Source organism: Spirosoma litoris, from assembly GCF_054776755.1.
This window is the reverse complement of sequence record NZ_BAAHBI010000010.1, coordinates 599,177-616,849: the sequence shown is the minus strand read 5'-3', so window position 1 is coordinate 616,849 and position 17,673 is coordinate 599,177. Positions and strand designations below refer to the sequence as shown.

Sequence of the window (17,673 nt, the reverse complement as noted above, 5' to 3'; positions counted from 1 at the left end):
TTATTAATTTCCAGCCACAGGCTCCAGTGGTTCATAGTCTATTTCCAGGAAATCCTGTACTGTTGGTATCCAATGCTCCCGTACAAACTGAACATGGGCCGGATGGTTGTTATAGTAAGCATATTCCTCTTCCGTATCGAATTCCATAGACAGCCCAAAATCGAACTTGTTTTTCGTTCCGATTTGCTTCAGACCTTCAAATTTTTGCACGCCAGGTATAGCGGCTAATGCTAACGCAGCCTCGAAAAATGCCTGCTCCTGCAGCAAATCGATTTGATCCTTCAGCTTAAAAACAACGGTATGTCGTATCATAAATTCAGAAAAAACGCCCTGACTTGATAAGACACAAGCCAGGGCGTTCTAATGTATATTCATTACTTATTGCTTCGTGAATTCGCCGGTAACTTTTAGTTCGATTTCATCGCTAACCACCACAACCGGAATCGTACCGACGCCAAAATCAGAGCGTTTCAGGGTACCCGTTGCTTTAAAGCCAGCTTTTTCCTGCTCCTTGCCACCCATGCCTTTCGCCGTTACGGGGCCATTCATCGTAACATCCAGCGCTACTGGTTTGGTTACGCCATGCATGGTTAGGTCGCCAGTCAATTTGTATTTTTTGCCCTCTACTTTCTTGAATGATGTGCTCTTGAACGTTAGCGTTGGAAACTTCGCAGCATCAAAAAAATCAGGGCTTTTCAGGTGACCATCGCGCCGATCATTCTCAGTGCTAATGCTGTTTACATCAGCCGAAAATGTAAAGACGGCATCTGACAAATCGGGTTTTGCCGATGTAATTGTGGCATCGAACGTTTTGAATTTACCATCTACCTCCGACAGCAAATTGTGCGTAACGGTGAAGCCAACACCAGAGTGCGCTTTATCAACCGCCCAGGTTTGTGCATTGGCTGTTGAAAAAGCAAGTAAAGAAGCAACCGTAAACAGAATCGATTTCATGTGTGATTGGAATTGGATTGGTGAAAATTGAATTTAAGTAATATAGTTAACTAATTGATTCTTTGGTTTCTATTGATTCTGTAGATTCTTTTGATTCTAATTGATAACTTAGCTATTGATTATCAGCAGAATATCATCAATAGAATCCGATAGAATCGACAGAATCTAGTAGCATCAACAGAATCTAAAAACTTATTTGGGACGTCCACCACCCGCAGGCGCTGCCTGCGGCTGTCCGCCACCATCGCCACCACCTTCACCTTTCACATCGTCGTTACTTACCGAGCGCCCCTTCCGTCGATTCTCTTCAAAGGTCATTTTACCGATACGGTAGGTGAACGTTACTTTCAGGTTTGCATTGTACAGGTGGTTAACGTTTACCTGGGTAAGCGTCGGAGAGTTCAGGGTAGTGCGCATAGTTACACCATTACCCGCAAAGTTCTCTGCCGCCAGTCCGATGCTCCCCCGTTTGCTGGCCAGATCTTTCCGAACGCCCAGCGAGTACATGTAAAAGCTACCCATCGTTCCCTGTAGTTGTGGGCTTGGGCCCCGGAAAAAACTGAATACCTGTGCACTCCAGCCCTTATCCAATTGTAACTGACTCATCAATCGACCACCAATACTTATGCCAGAGTTGTCAATAAGTTGAGTTTTTCCATCAGTACCCTGGGTTGTGCCTTGCATGTACATATAGTAACCATCCAGGCCACCGTTGAGGCTCCATTTCGATGTCAGGTTCGTGTTGAAGAAAATGTTCGTCCCAACCGTACGCTGTACCCCGATATTCTCGAACGTTGTAATAATAGAACCTGCTGCAAAGCCCTGTGCTGTATCGCCAGGGATACGCACCTGCGTAATTGCGTTGTTGGTCAACCGACCAAACACCGAAGCGTTCAGATACGTTTTCTTGATGGTCGTGCTCAAACTTAGTTCAGCATTATCGGTTAATTCGGGGCTCAGATTTGGGTTACCTTTCGAGATCGTCAACGGGTTAGCCGTATTGACGTTCGGGTTCAGTTGTTGCAGACCCGGCCGTTGGATTCGTCGATTGTAACCTGCTTTGAGTGTGGTACCGCCTTTCAACCCCTTCGATACGTTAATACTGGGCACAAGGTTGCTATAGGCCGGAATATTTAATGGTGTATTGTCATTGGCCGTGGCTGTAATGCCTGTATGTTCGTAGCGTGTCCCTACTTTGAAGGTGTATTTGCTGGGTGTTACGTACGTATATGAGATATAACCCGCACCAATGTTCTGACTATAATTCAGTGATCCGGGAGGGTTCGTCTGATCGATCGCCAATTCTCCTGAACTACCACTTACCAGATACTGATAGTGGCTATCTACCTGACGCATAATGGCTTTACCACCAAATTCCAGCAATTGATTTTTTCGGATTGGCGTTTGATAGTCCGACTGAATGGTTAGTTCCTGATTGGTATTATTATTCAAATTCTGCTGCCGGCCCGTCAAGGCTCCGGTGCTGGTGTTCAGCAGGTCGGCGAAGAAGTTATTTGTCAGTCCCGTTCGGCTATATTGAGTCGAAATACTCCACTCCTGCTGTGGTTTGAATGTGCGAACGTAATCCAGGTTCATATCGACTGAATTTGACAGATCTTTCCGATTAACATCCCGATCAGTTATGCTCTGTAGCACATTGTCAGAAAACGTGCTGGTCAATTGCTGCTGTTGTTGAACAAAATTGCGGGTGCCATAGCGAACATTGGCCGATAACGACTGGTTCTTGGCTAGATCGTAGTCGAAACCTAAGGTATACTGACCAAATACTGGCTTATCGAAAGCGGTACCTGCCTGACTGGTTCGCACAGATTGCCCGCCAAACGTTGTGGTCTGCTCTAAGGTTGAGGAGGCATGGTTGTACATGGCCCGACCAAAGCCACCGAGGGTAATACCCAGCTTTCCTTGCCGATACGAGCCATTCAGGCCCAGGTTAGATGCCCGAAGGCCCGCTCCCGCATCTACGTTCAGTGTCAATCCATGCAGCGTATTCTTTTTCGTAACGATATTGATAATACCGGCGGCACCTTCAGCGTCATATTTAGCTGAAGGGCTGGTGATCACCTCTACCGTTTTGATCATGTCGGCAGGAAGTTGTTTCAAGGCGTCGGCTACACTGGCAGCTACAATTGTCGATGGTTTGTTATTAATCAACACCCGAATGTTGGAGCTTCCCCGCAGACTCACGTTCCCATCCAGATCGACCGATAGCATCGGCACGCGTTTTAGTACATCCGATGCGTCGCCCCCTTTCGCAGTCATATCTTTATCAGCATTGAACACCAGACGGTCCACTTTTTCTTCCACCAAGGCGGCCTGCCCGGTTACGACCACTTCGCCCAGCATCCGTACATCGGCTGGTAGTTTCACGGAGCCCAGATTGATATCCGTTCCTTTCGCAATTGTAAACGACTTGGAATCGCGGGTTTTATAACCAATAAATGAGTACTGAAGCCGATACTCGCCCGGTGCTAATTTGGCGAGCGTGAAAGCTCCTTTAGCATCCGATGTTGTCCCATCGACAGGCTTATTGGTTTTCACATTCATGAGAGCAATGGTCGCAAACTCAACGGGTTTGCCGGAAGTTGAATCGACCAGAACACCGGCAATCTTACCATTACCTTTGGGAGTGTCGTCGGCTACGCCCGTAAACTCAGCTTTTTTACGACCGTTGTCCTGGCCAAAACCACCAGGTCCGCCGGGGCCACCACCTGGAGGGCCACCAAATTGTGCATAGGCTGTCTGAACAATTGCCAGACCGCTCCAGAGACCAAATGTTAGAAGTATAAGTTGCTTACGCATTGGTATGTAATGATTTCAGATTGATCGTTCAAATCAACTACCGTTCTATCAATCCAAAAAATGCAATAGACTGAGTACAGTAAAACATCGGCAGATAGCCCATTTTAGCCGATGAATGGCTAAGTAGTTATACCGACTGAAAAATCAGGCCATTCATCGGTTAAACTGAGCCAGCTATCGGCAAAGTTGGGGTAACCAGCGATTGCCCGAACAGGAATCGGGGATTTGCCGTAAACTTGTAGCTTTCCTGACGACTATGGCTGTTACTTTGTTTTCCCGCCGTTATGTTCCTGTACTGATCCATGTACTGGGCTGGTTCTTAATGGGCTATCTCCTGTTTTTTTCCCAGTCGTTTAATTCAGACATCCAGTTCCCCAGGCTTTTCTGGGTAAGACAGTGCATCTTTTTTGGTCTGGTGGTGTGTATATTCTATTTAAACTCGCAACGGCTGGTCCCTCGGTTGCTTTTGCAGGGACAAACCAGTCAGTATATTCTTGCCCTGCTCGTAACGATTATCACGGTGATTATTCTGGTAGGCTGTGTTGAATTTGGCTTTGATTTAGCCACGAAGATGCACCTGGCTTTTCATCCTGACGGTAAGGGAAAGCCTAAAATTTATGGCTGGCTTCAACCTACGCTATTCACTATTATACTTGTATTGGGGATCAGCACCAGTATTGCGATATTGCTGAAATGGCAGGATGACGCTAATCTGCGAACAGCCTTGGAACAGGCAAAAACAACCTCCGAACTCTCCTTTTTGAAAGCGCAGATCAATCCTCATTTCTTTTTTAACACCCTCAACAACATCTATGCGCTCACGCTGATCGATACCGAAACCGCCCGTGAGGCCATTCATAAACTCTCGCGTATGATGCGCTATGTTCTCTACGAAACCCAGGCGGGTACAACGCTTCTGAGTAAAGAACTATCGTTCGTCAGCGATTATATTCAGCTTATGCAACTGCGCCTGACCGATAAAGTGTCGATCACGTTCAGTACCCCGAGTCCATTGCATGACCAGCCGATTGCACCCATGCTCCTGCTGCCATTCGTGGAAAACGCCTTTAAACACGGGGTCAGCGCGATGCACCCAAGCCGGATTCATATCGCCGTTGAGCAGCAGCCGAATAAGTTATTGCTCGACGTACATAATACCCTGTTTACAGAAAAAGCGCCTTCACTCGAAGTAGGCAATGGCATTGGTCTGGCCAATACCCGTCGACGACTTGATTTATTGTATCCGGGTCAGTACTCACTTCAGATCAATGAGCAAACTGCCGCTGGCGAGTATCACGTACACTTAACCCTCGATTTGGCATGACTCTTTCCTGTATTGCCGTAGATGATGAACCATTGGCGCTGGGGTTAGTCTGTGCCTTCATTGAAAAAACCCCTTTCCTAAATCTGGTTGGTCGATATACGAGTGCCGTTGAAGCCTTGCAGTGCCTCATAACAAGACCGATAGACGTTATTTTTCTGGACATTCAGATGCCCGATCTGACAGGGCTGGAACTGGCTCGCGTACTGGAACGAAGCAACCGGGGCACGCATAACACCCGAATTATTTTTACCACCGCTTTCGACCAATTTGCACTCGATGGCTTCCGGGTCGATGCGCTGGATTACCTGCTCAAACCCTTCAATTACGAAGAGTTTCTTCGGGCAGCCAGTAAGGCTCGCAATTACTTTGAACTAATACAACGCCCTGAATCAGCGCCTATTGCCGCCCCCCAAACCATTTCCATTGACCCTGCGGAGGATTATCTGTTCCTGAAGGTAGAGTATCAGTTAGTTCGCGTTGCCTACAGTGATATTTTATACATCGAAGGACTAAAAGACTATGTAAAAGTTTACCGCCAGAGCGATCCGGCCAAGCCGCTACTCTCGTTAACGAGCCTAAAAACGCTGGAAGAAAAACTGCCCACCAAACAGTTTATGCGCGTGCATCGGTCGTTCATAGTCGCCCTCGACCGAATCAATGCCGTTACGCGTAACTCCGTCCAGATTGGCCAGGCCATGATTCCAGTAAGCGATCAGTACAAAGATACCTTCGGGCAATTCATAAGCCGCTGGTTGTAGTACCAGCATTAAGTAGGAAGCCATTTGGCACTTCTTTCAGGTAGATAAAACCACTACTATGAAAGTTGAAGCCGCCATTGCTACCGGGGCCGGAAGTTTCCAGATTGATTATATTGAGGTTGGTGAGCCACAAGGCGACGAGGTTCTTGTTGAGATCAAGGCCACTGGTATCTGCCACACCGACTTTGACTCGCTTTCGTGGGGGAAACCCATCGTGATGGGCCATGAAGGCGCCGGTATAGTCCGCAGTATAGGCCCACTTGTTCAGAAAGTAAAACCAGGCGATTCGGTCATTCTTAACTGGGCCATTCCGTGCGGACACTGTTTCCAATGCCTGGAAGGTAATCAACATATCTGCGAAGTAAACTCGCCGGTTACGTCTGGCAATAAAGCCAGTGGCGGTCATGCGGCCCTGGAGCGTACCACCTACAACGGACAACCTATCGAACGATCCTTTAGCCTCGGCACCATGTCGGGCGCTACGGTTGTGCGGGAAGCTGCCGTTGTGAAAACGAACGTCCCTATTCCGTTCTCATCGGCGGCTATTGTCGGATGTGGGGTCATGACAGGCGTGGGCTCGGTCATGAATGCAGCCCAGGTCAAGCCGGGTCGATCGGTAGTTGTGGTCGGAACCGGGGGCGTGGGGTTGAACGTCATCCAGGGAGCGCGTATTTCGGGAGCCGGGATGATTATTGCGGTCGACGTTAACCCAAATCGTCTGGAGATGGCTGTTCGCTATGGTGCTACTCATACCATTCTGGCCGACCGGGCCGACAAAGGATTAGCTCAGGCGGTCAGTCAGGTTAAACAGTTAACTGGCGGACGTGGTGCCGATTATGCGTTCGAATGCACGGCAATTCCCGAACTCGGTGCCGTGCCGCTGGCGATGGTCCGAAACGCCGGGGTTGCCTGCCAGGTCAGCGGAATTGAACAGGAGATTAGTATCGACATGAACCTGTTCGAGTGGGATAAAATCTACATTAATCCCCTCTACGGCAAATGTCGCCCGGAAATTGACATCCCCCTCCTGCTGAATCTGTATCAGAAAGGCGACTTAATTCTGGATGATCTCATTACCCGAACCTACTCTCTTCATCAGCTCGACACTGCCTTCGACGATATGCTGAAGGGACGCAATGCCAAAGGCGTACTGGTTTTCTGATGGAGTCAACATTTCGAACTATCGAGCTATCTGATCCGGCTTATGAGCACGATGGCCTCCGTTACATTACGGTTAAAACGCCGAATCTGAAAGGCCGGGGAGACATAACTGTCTGGCTTCCCAATGCGGAGTTGATTGGCAACGAGCCTTTGCCACTCGTCATTTTGTTGCATGGTGTTTACGGCAGCCATTGGGCCTGGTCATTGAAAGGTGGCGCCCACCGAACAGCCGAACAATTAATTCGGGAAGGTCGGATTCGTCCGATGATGCTGGCCATGCCTTCCGATGGTCTTTGGGGCGACGGCAGCGGTTATTTGCCTCATAACGGCTCTGATTTTGAGCGATGGATCGTCGATGATGTCCCGAACGCAGTACAAGCTGCTCTACCCGCCAATCAGCTGACTAACTTTCCATCGAACCTGTTTATTGCGGGTTTATCGATGGGTGGCTTTGGAGCTTTGCGCTTAGCCTCGAAATACCCTGAACGATTTCAAGCTGTTTGTGGGATGTCGTCAATTACGCACCTAGATCAGCTGCCCCTATTTGTTGAAGAAGCGCTCAGTTCGTACAGACAATCCAATTCCGTTGACGAATCTGTACTTACCTTACTGGTACAAAATCGGGCGAAACTGCCCCTGATTCGGTTTGATTGTGGTACCGAGGATTTATTGATCGAACACAATCGTACGCTGCATCGGGACTTGCTGAAGTACGATATAGCCCACCAATACGTCGAATATCCTGGCGGACATGAGTGGCCTTATTGGGAAGAACACCTTGCCGATGTGCTACTATTTTTTGATTCTACTCGCTAATTGATTGAGTTAAATGAATTGACGTTTTTTCTATGTATCCTCGGTCTGTATCCTCACCCTTACAGGCTATCAACCCTGTAAGGGTGACCTGTCAATAGGTATTGAGGCTTAGTAAGGATCTAAAGCGCCGTAGGTGCGACCTAATTCTGTTCATATAGGTCGCACCTACGGCGCTTCAAGGTACGTCCAATTCTCTGGTTTCTATTAACAGGCCACTCCTAACGGAGTTTCGCCCCAAAATACAAGTATATACCACATAATCAGCGGATTAGTCCTATGAACTCTTCAAATTTTAGCGTAACTGATTACCAAGGTTAGAGATTACTATACCGCAATCCTAGCTGAAAGCCAAGCCAGCCCCAATGATGCGTAGCATTCGTATCGTCGGTACGGCCCGAGATAAGACCCACCTCAGGTTGTAGTAACGGCCGGGAGGTTCCATCGTTGCTGAAATACCAGTTGGCCGACGGCCCGAACGCCAGCGACAAATGCGGACTAAATTTTGTTTCGACTAACGTACTCAACCGAACCTGATTATTCCAGCCGTCCTTCCGGGATGTTTTATCGAAATAAAACAGGTGATGGTAGGTTCCCTCTATACTGAAAAACGTAGAGCGGGATAAGCCAAAAGCAGTTCCAAGCCCATAGCCCGTACTCAACCGGGGACTCCCAACCCGATCGAAACTATGCCCTGCCGAAAGGATATTGTACAACCGGCGTGTACCAGTCCGAATCGTTACGTTTAGTAAATTGACTTCATTGGCCCCCACTTCCAGACTCTGGTAACCACCTTTACGAACGTAGCTCAATAAACCAATCGGGACATTACCCACCGTATCGGCAACATTGACCAGACCTAGCTGATGCCCTGAGGTTACGCGATGAGCCCGATTCAAAATACCACTAATCTGCCAGCCCCGCACATCCCGATGGGCATAATTGACCAAACCCGCGAGTTGAAGCCCGTCGACGGATAAGCCAGCGGTGTTTACTAAACCGCCAATCTGCACACCCTTCATATCCTGATTGGCGTAGTTAACCAGCCCCCCAAGCTGTACGCCCGTAAGTTTTCCGCCTACCAGGTTTGCTAATCCACCCGCCTGAAATCCCTGCACATCCGTCCGAACAAGGTTCATTAAACCGCCTAGTTCAAAGGCACGCACACCAAATGAATACCCAACCAGCATATTCACGGAAATCCGATTACTGATACGGCCACTCAACCGATGATTGGTCCCAATAAACGGTAGAAACGACACCTGCCAATCACGATACAGGGTGTCTCGGTTTAGGTTTACATCGTGAATAGCCTGTTGGGCCGAAACAAAAACGCGTGTGATTCGTGTAAGACCCTGATCCAGAACAGAGACAGGCCGTTGTTGAAGCGTTGTATCGGGCGTAACCGCTGGCATTTCAACCGGTACAGCGGCCAATGCCTCCATTGACCGCGTCGTATCTTCCGTTATTCGGATGGGTAACGTTTCCAGCGACATACGAGGAGGTACGGGTGTCATTCGGATACTGAGCGAATGCGTACTTCTCGATCGAATCAGGACCGTTTCGCCCACATAGTCCTGTTTCCGAACATCCAGCCGCACAGTTGGTAAGTCGGTCGATAAGCGAAGTCGGTAATAACCAAATGGATTGCTCACGGTCGACGCCAGAGTTGTCTTTTCGAAAATACTGGCCTGGGCTATCCTTTCGCCCGTTTGCTCGTCCAGAATATACCCATCGAGCAGGAAGTTTTTAGGCGTTGAGTCAGGCGCTTCAGTCCGAACCAGAATAACGTGATTGCTCCGTGATTTAAAGGATACCTGATTCTGAAACAAGCGATTAAGTATGTCACGAACAGGTGTATTGACCAAACGTAAGGTTACTACAGCGTTTGTATTGATACGATCTGGATTATATGAAAACTCAAACCGTCCGGCGCTGCTAACCTGATGAAGCGCATTTTCGATCGTGGCATTTCGAATATCTACCGAAATAATCCGATCGAGCGGAGGAACCGATTGAGCAAAAAGGCTGACATTGACAAGCAGAAAAACAAAAATGAGAAAATAGCGCATGGCGGTGTATTCTGATGAGTTTAGAGCAAGACAGTTATCCTGGTCTTTACCCCTATTCATCGGCACCCAGTACCGTCTAAAATTACCTGCTTTCCTTCGTGGTGAACATGCAGGCTGAGTGTTTCGGCAGTAACGGCCAGTACTTCATCCAGCGACGTTTTATCGAACCGGGTAGTCAGACGGCAGTTACCCAGTTGGTCGTTTGCCAGTCGGACATCGGCATTATAAAACTGATTAATTTCCTGAATTACATCACGCAATGGTTCATTATTGAAAACAAGCTGACCTGTTTTATAGGCAAATACATTCGGGGCCAGTTGCGTCATTCGACGAATTGTATCGCCCGACTCCTCAAAGGTTGCCTGCTGATTTTTAGTCAGCAACACCTCATGCTGACCTCTGGAAAAACGTACTTTCCCCGTCCGAACGGCCACGCTTACGTTATCATCATAAGCCCGAACGTTAAACGAGGTACCCAGCACCTGCACAACACTTTTGCGGGCATCAATCCGAAATGGGCGACTGACATCGGGCGTAACCTCAAAAAAAGCTTCTCCCACTAACGTTACCTCTCGTCGGTCATCGGCAAAAGCGACGGGATAGGTTAGCATCGAATGGCTATTGAGTAAAATATGGGTGCCATCGGGTAGTGTTTTGCTGATTTTCTGATTATTGGTTACCAACGTTACCACGCCCTCGGCCGGGTGTCTATGACTCATGGTTCTGAGCTTGTACAGCAATCCACCAAAACTCGCCACCAATGCCAGCACAGCCACTACCCGAAGAATTGTTTGATTCCAGTCTCGATACGACTTAGCAGGTTGAACAGGCAACGGCTTGATGATCGGTTCATTGCGGGAAACAGGATTCCGATCGGTTGTTCGCATCTTCTGCCGAACCGATCGCCAGGCCGCATCGGTATCCACTTCAGTTTTATCGGGTTCGGCAGCCTCCCAAAGTCGTTCGAACCGGCCAAAATCATCCTGACTCGTTCCCGCTTGATTGTCCTCTCGACGAGCAAGCCACGCCCGTACCCGCGCCGATTCAGCTGGATCGGTTTCACCCGCCAGAAACTTGCCCAGCAGGGCATCATCTATAGGTTGCTGATCAGACATGACTTATGGTTGCTAATGAATAATGTAAAATGGATAATGTACAATGAGTTATCGCAAGTAATTGAAGCGCCCACTCACTACCAAGCCAGCATGTGTTATCCAATATCCATTGTTCATTATCCATTTTATAGTTTACATTATCCATTAACCATTGTACGTTGTACATTATCAAAACGGTAACGGGCAGGTATTCACTCAGTTCCGTCCGCAAAATACGAAGCGCCTTTCCAATCTGATTCTCAACTGTTTTGATGGAAATGCCCAATTGATCGGCGATTTCTCCGTATTTCAGTTCGTCAAATCGGCTTAGCGTAAACGCCAGTCGACACTGTTCAGGCAACTTTTGAATCGCCCACTGAATCTGGACCGACAGTTCATTACCCAGCAATGTCTGCATGGGCGACTCAGCGGTGGTGTCACCCAGATAACGGGTATGCTCCCGATGCTCCTCCCGAACCGATGCGTGTTTCAGTCGATTCAAACAACGGTTATGCACCGCCCGATACAAGTATGATTTCAACGAAACGGTAATGTACAAGTCTTCCCGTTTTTCCCAGACGGACAAAAACATGGCCTGTACTTCTTCTTCGGCTTCATCAGTATCGGGCAACATCTGTCGGGCGTAACGGCACAGCGATTCGTAATACTGCCGAAAAACCGACTCAAATGCCCGCTCATTACCGTCTCGGATGGCTGAAAGTATATCCTGCTCAATCGGTGGCACGGCTGTAGGCTTGTGGATGATAGGAGGTTGCAAAGCTATCATTTTTCGCTAAACACACGCTTGGTTAGCCCTATGACAACTAACCTCCGCCTTACCCCTACGCGTCTTCGAACTATTTTTTTTCGACAGGATTAACAGGATAAAACGGGTGTAGGACAAGTTTAGCGTATGGGCTTGTAAACTGTTTTTTCGACAGGATTAACAGGATTTATTTTACCAATGAGGCTGTTTAAACTTTCTTTTTTACCAAGAAAAGGGTATGTTTTTTTGTCATTCCGACGCAGGAGGAATCTTCGGGATGAGGAATATTTGCGCACCCGAAGATTCCTCCTGCGTCGGAATGACAAAAAAACACTCAATTCCCACCTATTTTTAAAAGTTTAAACAGGTTCAATAGTTAATGCAATAAATCCTGTTAATCCTGTCGAAAAAAAACATCATCTCACATAGGGGCAATTGACAAACTGGCTGTCAGGAGAGCAAACCATCGCAATTCTGTCAATCATGTCCAGCCATCAGCGCCTATTGTTTCTCTGTTTCTTTCTACTCTCCCCTTTCGTCTACGCCCAATCGCTTACCCAAACCATTCGGGGCACAGTTATCGATCAAAGCCTGCAAACGCCACTACCCGGAGCCACCGTTGTGATTCTCAATAGCTCGCCCGTGCGTGGAGTCAGTACAGATGCTGGTGGTCAGTTTCAGTTTATGCAAGTACCCGTTGGGCGGCAAACGCTGCAAATTAGTGTTGTGGGCTACAAAACAACGACGCTCCAAAACATCACCGTTGATGCGGGTAAGGAGCTGGTTCTGACCATCTCGCTCGAAGAAGCCGTTAGTCAATTGTCGGAAATAACCGTAAAGCCAACGATTGACAAAGACAAGCCAATTAATGAAATGGCGACGGTGTCGGCCCGAACGTTTTCTGTTGAAGAAACGCAGAAATTTGCCGCAGCCGTGAACGATCCAGCCCGGATGGCAACGGCTTATGCCGGCGTGGTCGGGGGTGACGATGGGGGCAACTATATCGTCATTCGTGGCAACGCTCCCAATGGCCTTTTATGGCGAATGGAAGGGGTCGAAATCCCGAATCCAAATCATTTCTCCAATCTGGGTGCAGCAGGTGGTGGTATTTCTATTCTGAGCGCCCAATTACTAGCCAACTCGGATTTCCTGACAGGCGCTTTTCCCGCCGAGTATGGAAATGCCCTCTCGGGTGTATTCGATCTAAAATTACGACGGGGCAATAACACCAAACGGGAGTACACCGTGCAAGCTGGTGTTCTGGGAATCGATATAGCCGCCGAGGGTCCTATTGCCAAAAATTACACGGGTTCATTTTTGATTAACTATCGTTACTCAACCCTGGGATTGCTTTCGAAGTTGGGCGTCAATATTGGTACAGGTGAAAGTGTATTTCAGGACTTATCGTTCAATGTGTACTTACCCACACGAAAAGCCGGTACGTTCACCTTCTTCGGATTTGGCGGCCTCAGTAACAGCAAGGTCAACGCCCCAGCCGACTCCAGCAAATGGGTAACTGACTACGATCAATACAACGACAATTTCCTATCGAATACGGGTGCCGCTGGGATAACCCATGCCTTACCAATTGGTCGAAAAGCCTTGCTCAAAACAGTGATACTAGCGTCGGGCTACGAAAATAGGGATCGAACGGAACTGCTGGACCCGGCCAAAGAATACGCAGCCTCGGAGCGGGAAAACGATGCCTTCCTCACTCAAAAGCGTATTCTATCGACCACCCTGACCTACAAACTTAACGCCCAGCATACGTTCCGAACCGGCTTAATTGGCACACAGCTGTTGTATGATCTGAATCAAAAATCCTGGGATTCAGAACAGCAACAGGTATTGACACGGGTTCAGGTTAGCGATCAAACCAGTACCCTGCAAGCATTTGGCCAATGGAATTACCGACTGTCGGAGCAATTAACAATTAACGCCGGGCTACACTATCTTCGTCTGAACCTCAACAATACCTCGGCCCTGGAACCACGTGGTTCTATCCGCTGGGCATTCGCAGCCAATAAATCCATTAGTCTGGGCTACGGTTTGCATAGTCAGTTGCAAAACCCGGCTACCTACTTTGTGCTTCCAGCCGACCAGTCGGGCAATCCCGTTACGTCGAATCAGAACCTGGGTTTTACGCGCTCCCATCATTACGTGCTAGCCTATGATCAACGACTGAACAGTCGCAGCGATGCCCCTCCGCTACGTTTGAAAGTAGAAACGTATTATCAGCATTTGTTCAACATTCCGGTGAGTGCCAGTCAATACGACGCCTTTTCAATTATCAATCGATTCGATGGCTTCACCGATCGGGCGCTGACTAATGCAGGAACTGGCCGGAATTACGGACTAGAGCTAACCCTGGAGCAATTTCTTCGTCGGTCGGCGTCGGGCAATAGTTTTTATTTTCTACTCTCCTCATCGCTCTACAACTCGGAATACAAAGGGTCGGATGGCGTTTGGCGAAATACGCGTTGGAATGGTCGTTATGCCGAAAGCTTACTGATTGGAAATGAGTGGGTGTCTGGTTCCAATGTGTTTGGCTTAAACCTGAAACTGAGCTACTACGGTGGTTACCGCGACACGCCGGTTGACCTAGCCGAATCGAAACGTCTTGGTGAAACGGTGTACGTAGACAGTCAATCGTTTACGGAGCAGCTCCCGGATTATTTCCGGCCCGATATCCGGCTCAGCTGGAAGAAAAACCGGCCAACTTCAACCCGAACGCTTTCACTGGACTTACAGAATGCCATCAATCGACAAAATATTTATAACCACTATTTCGATCCAGCCAGCGGTACGGTTAAATCGTATTATGCTACGGGCTTGATACCCGTGCTGAGTTATCGGGTTGTGTTTTAAAAGTTGTAGCGCGGACATCCTGTCCGCATCGCTGTAGGTTAATAATTGCCAGTTACACAATTAGCCTATGGTGATGCGGACAGGATGTCCGCGCTACAATGCCAGATGCATCGACTGCACAGGCTGCCCGTAAAAAATGGTGGCCTGTCGGTCGAAATCTTCGGTAGAGTCGGTTGTCAGGAAGGTACGCTGCCCATGCTTACTACACTGCACTTCTAGTTCGGGATGGCGTTGTAAATAATCCGCTAAACTGTCGGCAACAATGCGACCCTGACTCAGGATCGTTGTGCCTGCTGGTGCCGCCTGCCGGATTTTATCAATCAGAAGTGGGTAGTGGGTACAGGCCAGTAAAATCGTGTCAATGTCAGGCGATTGTGCCAGCAAACGGTCAATGTGCTGTTGAACAAAATAGTCGGCACCTGGGCTGGCGTATTCGCCGTTTTCCACTAAAGGCACCCACATTGGGCATGCTTCCTGATAGACGTTCAGATTTGGGAAGAACTTCTCAATTTCAACCAGATACGATTCTGAAGTAACCGTTCCCCGCGTGGCCAGAACGCCAACTTCTCCCGTTCTGGAATAATTACCGATGACTTCGGTGGTGGGTCGTATTACGCCCAGCACCCGTCTGTCTGGCGCAAGTGTAGGCAAGTCAAGCTGCTGGATATTACGCAAGGCTTTGGCCGATGCGGTATTACAGGCCAAAATTACCAAACGACAACCCTGATCGAACAAGTGACGAACGCACTCAAGGGTATAGTGATAAACTGTATCAAAGGATCGGGTGCCGTAGGGCGTTCGAGCGTTGTCGCCGAGGTAAACGTAATCGTACTGGGGTAATTTCTGAACAATTTCGCGCAGGACAGTCAGGCCACCATAGCCGGAATCGAATACACCAATGGGTTGTGAGGATACTGACATGCTTACTTGCTGGCTTTCTTTTTTGCGTCGGCCAGCAACCCATCCAACGCCTTTCGATCGTACACGGTTCCGCGCAGAATGACGGTATTAATCGCCTGCGTAGCGTTGATATCGTCGAGCGGGTTCTTATCCAACAAAACAATATCGGCACTTTTTCCGGGGGCAATATCGCCGTACAAGGCAGTCTTGCTCAAAAATACAGGACCCGGAATAATGGCCGATTGCAAGGCTTGCAAGGGCGTCAACCCGGCTTTTACGAAATAGCCAAGTTCATGATGCAAGCCCAGGCCCGGATACACGTAAGAGTTCAGAAAACCTGCGTCGGTTCCAGCCATAATGGTCACGCCCGCTTTATGAAGTAATGGAAGCAATGCAGCCGATTTCTCATAAACAGCATGGCGTTCGGCAATAGCTTCTGGCCCATCTTTCGCAACCCGGCTCACCCGCCAGGCGTAGGTATTTTTAAGCCCCTGACCAATGTATTGCAGGTAGCTATCTTTCTGGTGATTATCCTGATCCAGATACGCTACAGTACGGCTGATGTTCAATGTAGGCACAACGATTGTACCGTTTTTAGCCATTCGACCATACACTGCCAGTGCAGTTGCCTCATCGAAACTTTGAGCAACCATCAGCGATGCCAATCGGGCTGTTAGCTCTCCCGCCCTCACTTTATCGGCCACTTCTTTGTCGCGGGTTGAACCTGCTTTAAGCACGTAACTCATGTGTTCTACCGACCCTAACCCTGCCGCAGAAACCTCGTCCATAGTCAGGGCAAAGGGCACGTGCCCTGAGGTTTTCATACCGCGCTTTTTAGCTTCCTGCAAAATGTAGAGATAGATATCCGGTTTGATCGCATTATCGGTGATCTTTACAAAGTCGACCTTCAAGCCTTGTAGTGAATCAAGCATTTTGTCGACTTCGGCGTTCGTGCTGACTTCAATGTCGCCTACCCAACTCGACTTATAGCCTTCTAATTTAGGCCCGGACGTAAACAGGGTTGGCCCCATCAGTTCACCTTTTGCAATCTGATCGCGCCATTGTAATACGCTTGGGCTCAAGTCGGCAGCGGCATCGCGAATGCCCGTAATCCCATGCGCAATGTAAAGTGGGAAGAGGTTTTTGTTTTCCTCGATCAAGGTATCGCCACCGCCAAAATGAACGTGCATGTCCCACAAGCCCGGAATAATATACTTCCCGCTCGCATCGATCGTCTTTTTCGCCTGAAAATTCTTGAATTGAGCTTCATCGAACACGCCCACAATGGTCTTGCCACGGGTAACAATGATTTTCTTCGTCAAAATGTTACCCGTCTTCACATCGATCAAATTCCCGGATTTGATCAAAAGATCAACCGTTTGTTTTTGGGCGTGAGCTATATTGATTGTTACAAACAGTATAAGTAGCGCAAGAAGTAGGTTTCGCATGGAGAATTAATGGAAAGATTAGAAATAAAACTTCCCGAAAGTTTAGACTTTCGGGAAGTTGAACTCAGCATATGAATGGTTTAGTGGGCACTATGACAACAGGTAAGTCGTTTTTTAAGCTGCCTTTATATGTTGACGAAGCCAGTCTGTAAATTCCTCTCGACTTAACGTTCCGTCAGCCACTTGTAGGATAATTTTCTCCTGCTCATCAATACTAGCAGCAATTTCGAACCCATTCAGGATCAAAACCACTTCCATCACAGCATGGCCAATCCGCTTATTTCCGTCGACAAATGGGTGATTGCAGATTAGCAAATAGCCAGCCAAAGCAGCTTTATCAACGAGTGCTGGATAAAGCTCCTGGCCATCAAAGGTTGCAAAAGGCTGAATCAAAGCAGATGCAATGGCATCCCTATTTCGAACACCTAAACTCCCACCCGATTGCTGAATAATTCGCTCATGCAACGAAAGTGTATCAGCGAGAGATAGAAATATCACATTAAGCTAGTCGTTCGTACAAGGCTTTATTCTTAGCCAGAACATAATCCATTGCACGCTCCTTTGCAGATGATTGAGCTAAAATTGTCTCAATCGTCTGCTTCAACAGCTCTTCAATCGTAAGGTTTTCCGATTCAGCCTTCGATTGCAAAGCCGATACTTGTTGATCGGGTAATGTCAGTTGGATGGTTGTCATA

The 17,673-nt window shown here is 48.2% G+C and carries 15 protein-coding genes; 5 read left to right on the top strand and 10 right to left on the bottom strand.

The window, feature by feature from the left end; translation table 11 throughout:
- Window positions 1-3: 3 nt before the first annotated feature.
- The 3 genes from ACYVGR_RS09000 to ACYVGR_RS08990 form a co-directional block, all read right to left on the bottom strand.
- Complete coding sequence (locus tag ACYVGR_RS09000; protein WP_460955678.1) at window positions 4-312, bottom strand: Dabb family protein; 309 nt, start codon at window positions 310-312, stop codon at window positions 4-6.
- Window positions 313-378: 66 nt separating this feature from the next.
- A complete protein-coding gene (locus ACYVGR_RS08995; RefSeq protein WP_460955676.1) occupies window positions 379-954 on the bottom strand; it encodes a YceI family protein in 576 nt (191 codons plus the stop codon).
- 192 nt (window positions 955-1,146) lie between these two features.
- Entirely contained in the window at window positions 1,147-3,774 is a 2,628-nt protein-coding gene (locus tag ACYVGR_RS08990; protein ID WP_460955674.1) for a TonB-dependent receptor, read from the bottom strand.
- 256 nt (window positions 3,775-4,030) lie between these two features.
- On the opposite strand from ACYVGR_RS08990, the gene ACYVGR_RS08985 reads away from it, so the two are divergent.
- The 4 genes from ACYVGR_RS08985 to ACYVGR_RS08970 are packed head-to-tail and all read left to right on the top strand — an operon-like array spanning window position 4,031 to window position 7,833.
- Window positions 4,031-5,098 carry a sensor histidine kinase gene (locus ACYVGR_RS08985; RefSeq protein WP_460955672.1) on the top strand — a complete coding sequence of 356 codons (1,068 nt, stop codon included), beginning with the start codon at window positions 4,031-4,033 and terminating at the stop codon, window positions 5,096-5,098.
- The gene (locus ACYVGR_RS08980) at window positions 5,095-5,856 is read left to right on the top strand and encodes a LytR/AlgR family response regulator transcription factor (RefSeq protein ID WP_460955670.1); all 762 of its coding nucleotides are present in this window, start codon (window positions 5,095-5,097) and stop codon (window positions 5,854-5,856) included. The genes ACYVGR_RS08985 and ACYVGR_RS08980 overlap by 4 nt, the downstream gene beginning before the upstream one ends.
- A gap of 58 nt (window positions 5,857-5,914) precedes the next feature.
- The gene (locus ACYVGR_RS08975; protein ID WP_460955668.1) at window positions 5,915-7,018 is read left to right on the top strand and encodes an alcohol dehydrogenase catalytic domain-containing protein; all 1,104 of its coding nucleotides are present in this window, start codon (window positions 5,915-5,917) and stop codon (window positions 7,016-7,018) included.
- Window positions 7,018-7,833 carry an alpha/beta hydrolase gene (locus ACYVGR_RS08970; protein ID WP_460955666.1) on the top strand — a complete coding sequence of 272 codons (816 nt, stop codon included), beginning with the start codon at window positions 7,018-7,020 and terminating at the stop codon, window positions 7,831-7,833. The genes ACYVGR_RS08975 and ACYVGR_RS08970 overlap by 1 nt, the downstream gene beginning before the upstream one ends.
- Before the next feature lie 314 nt (window positions 7,834-8,147).
- Here the strand turns inward: ACYVGR_RS08970 and ACYVGR_RS08965 are convergent, their stop codons facing one another.
- The 3 genes from ACYVGR_RS08965 to ACYVGR_RS08955 are packed head-to-tail and all read right to left on the bottom strand — an operon-like array spanning window position 8,148 to window position 11,783.
- Window positions 8,148-9,902: an STN and carboxypeptidase regulatory-like domain-containing protein gene (locus ACYVGR_RS08965; protein WP_460955664.1), complete on the bottom strand. Its 1,755-nt coding sequence runs from the start codon at window positions 9,900-9,902 to the stop codon at window positions 8,148-8,150.
- A gap of 56 nt (window positions 9,903-9,958) precedes the next feature.
- Complete coding sequence (locus tag ACYVGR_RS08960) at window positions 9,959-11,017, bottom strand: FecR domain-containing protein (protein WP_460955662.1); 1,059 nt, start codon at window positions 11,015-11,017, stop codon at window positions 9,959-9,961.
- Window positions 11,010-11,783: an RNA polymerase sigma-70 factor gene (locus tag ACYVGR_RS08955; RefSeq protein ID WP_460955660.1), complete on the bottom strand. Its 774-nt coding sequence runs from the start codon at window positions 11,781-11,783 to the stop codon at window positions 11,010-11,012. The genes ACYVGR_RS08960 and ACYVGR_RS08955 overlap by 8 nt, the downstream gene beginning before the upstream one ends.
- A gap of 462 nt (window positions 11,784-12,245) precedes the next feature.
- Here ACYVGR_RS08955 and ACYVGR_RS08950 point away from each other — a divergent pair, with 462 nt between their 5' ends.
- Window positions 12,246-14,630 carry a carboxypeptidase regulatory-like domain-containing protein gene (locus ACYVGR_RS08950; protein WP_460955658.1) on the top strand — a complete coding sequence of 795 codons (2,385 nt, stop codon included), beginning with the start codon at window positions 12,246-12,248 and terminating at the stop codon, window positions 14,628-14,630.
- Between the two features lie 93 nt (window positions 14,631-14,723).
- On the opposite strand, the gene murI is transcribed toward ACYVGR_RS08950, so the two are convergent.
- The 4 genes from murI to ACYVGR_RS08930 all read right to left on the bottom strand — a co-directional run bounded on the left by murI (window position 14,724) and on the right by ACYVGR_RS08930 (window position 17,672).
- Window positions 14,724-15,551, bottom strand: coding sequence for a glutamate racemase (gene murI, locus ACYVGR_RS08945; RefSeq protein ID WP_460955656.1), 828 nt, complete (start codon window positions 15,549-15,551; stop codon window positions 14,724-14,726).
- A gap of 2 nt (window positions 15,552-15,553) precedes the next feature.
- Complete coding sequence (locus ACYVGR_RS08940; RefSeq protein ID WP_460955654.1) at window positions 15,554-16,978, bottom strand: amidohydrolase family protein; 1,425 nt, start codon at window positions 16,976-16,978, stop codon at window positions 15,554-15,556.
- A gap of 114 nt (window positions 16,979-17,092) precedes the next feature.
- Entirely contained in the window at window positions 17,093-17,476 is a 384-nt protein-coding gene (locus ACYVGR_RS08935) for a type II toxin-antitoxin system death-on-curing family toxin (protein WP_460955652.1), read from the bottom strand.
- Window position 17,477: 1 nt separating this feature from the next.
- Window positions 17,478-17,672 (bottom strand): hypothetical protein, encoded by a 195-nt coding sequence (locus ACYVGR_RS08930; protein ID WP_460955650.1) that lies wholly within the window; start codon window positions 17,670-17,672, stop codon window positions 17,478-17,480.
- Window position 17,673 lies beyond the last annotated feature (1 nt).

Excerpts from the sequence above, each read along its gene's own strand:
- ACYVGR_RS08985 (WP_460955672.1), top strand. The coding sequence starts at position 4,031 with ATGGCTGTTACTTTGTTTTCCCGCCGTTATGTTCCTGTACTGATCCAT.
- ACYVGR_RS08960 (WP_460955662.1), bottom strand. The coding sequence starts at position 11,017 with ATGTCTGATCAGCAACCTATAGATGATGCCCTGCTGGGCAAGTTTCTG.
- ACYVGR_RS08940 (WP_460955654.1), bottom strand. The coding sequence starts at position 16,978 with ATGCGAAACCTACTTCTTGCGCTACTTATACTGTTTGTAACAATCAAT.
- ACYVGR_RS08950 (WP_460955658.1), top strand. The coding sequence starts at position 12,246 with ATGTCCAGCCATCAGCGCCTATTGTTTCTCTGTTTCTTTCTACTCTCC.
- ACYVGR_RS08990 (WP_460955674.1), bottom strand. The coding sequence starts at position 3,774 with ATGCGTAAGCAACTTATACTTCTAACATTTGGTCTCTGGAGCGGTCTG.
- murI (WP_460955656.1), bottom strand. The coding sequence starts at position 15,551 with ATGTCAGTATCCTCACAACCCATTGGTGTATTCGATTCCGGCTATGGT.
- ACYVGR_RS08930 (WP_460955650.1), bottom strand. The coding sequence starts at position 17,672 with ATGACAACCATCCAACTGACATTACCCGATCAACAAGTATCGGCTTTG.
- ACYVGR_RS09000 (WP_460955678.1), bottom strand. The coding sequence starts at position 312 with ATGATACGACATACCGTTGTTTTTAAGCTGAAGGATCAAATCGATTTG.
- ACYVGR_RS08995 (WP_460955676.1), bottom strand. The coding sequence starts at position 954 with ATGAAATCGATTCTGTTTACGGTTGCTTCTTTACTTGCTTTTTCAACA.
- ACYVGR_RS08965 (WP_460955664.1), bottom strand. The coding sequence starts at position 9,902 with ATGCGCTATTTTCTCATTTTTGTTTTTCTGCTTGTCAATGTCAGCCTT.
- ACYVGR_RS08970 (WP_460955666.1), top strand. The coding sequence starts at position 7,018 with ATGGAGTCAACATTTCGAACTATCGAGCTATCTGATCCGGCTTATGAG.
- ACYVGR_RS08955 (WP_460955660.1), bottom strand. The coding sequence starts at position 11,783 with ATGATAGCTTTGCAACCTCCTATCATCCACAAGCCTACAGCCGTGCCA.
- ACYVGR_RS08980 (WP_460955670.1), top strand. The coding sequence starts at position 5,095 with ATGACTCTTTCCTGTATTGCCGTAGATGATGAACCATTGGCGCTGGGG.
- ACYVGR_RS08975 (WP_460955668.1), top strand. The coding sequence starts at position 5,915 with ATGAAAGTTGAAGCCGCCATTGCTACCGGGGCCGGAAGTTTCCAGATT.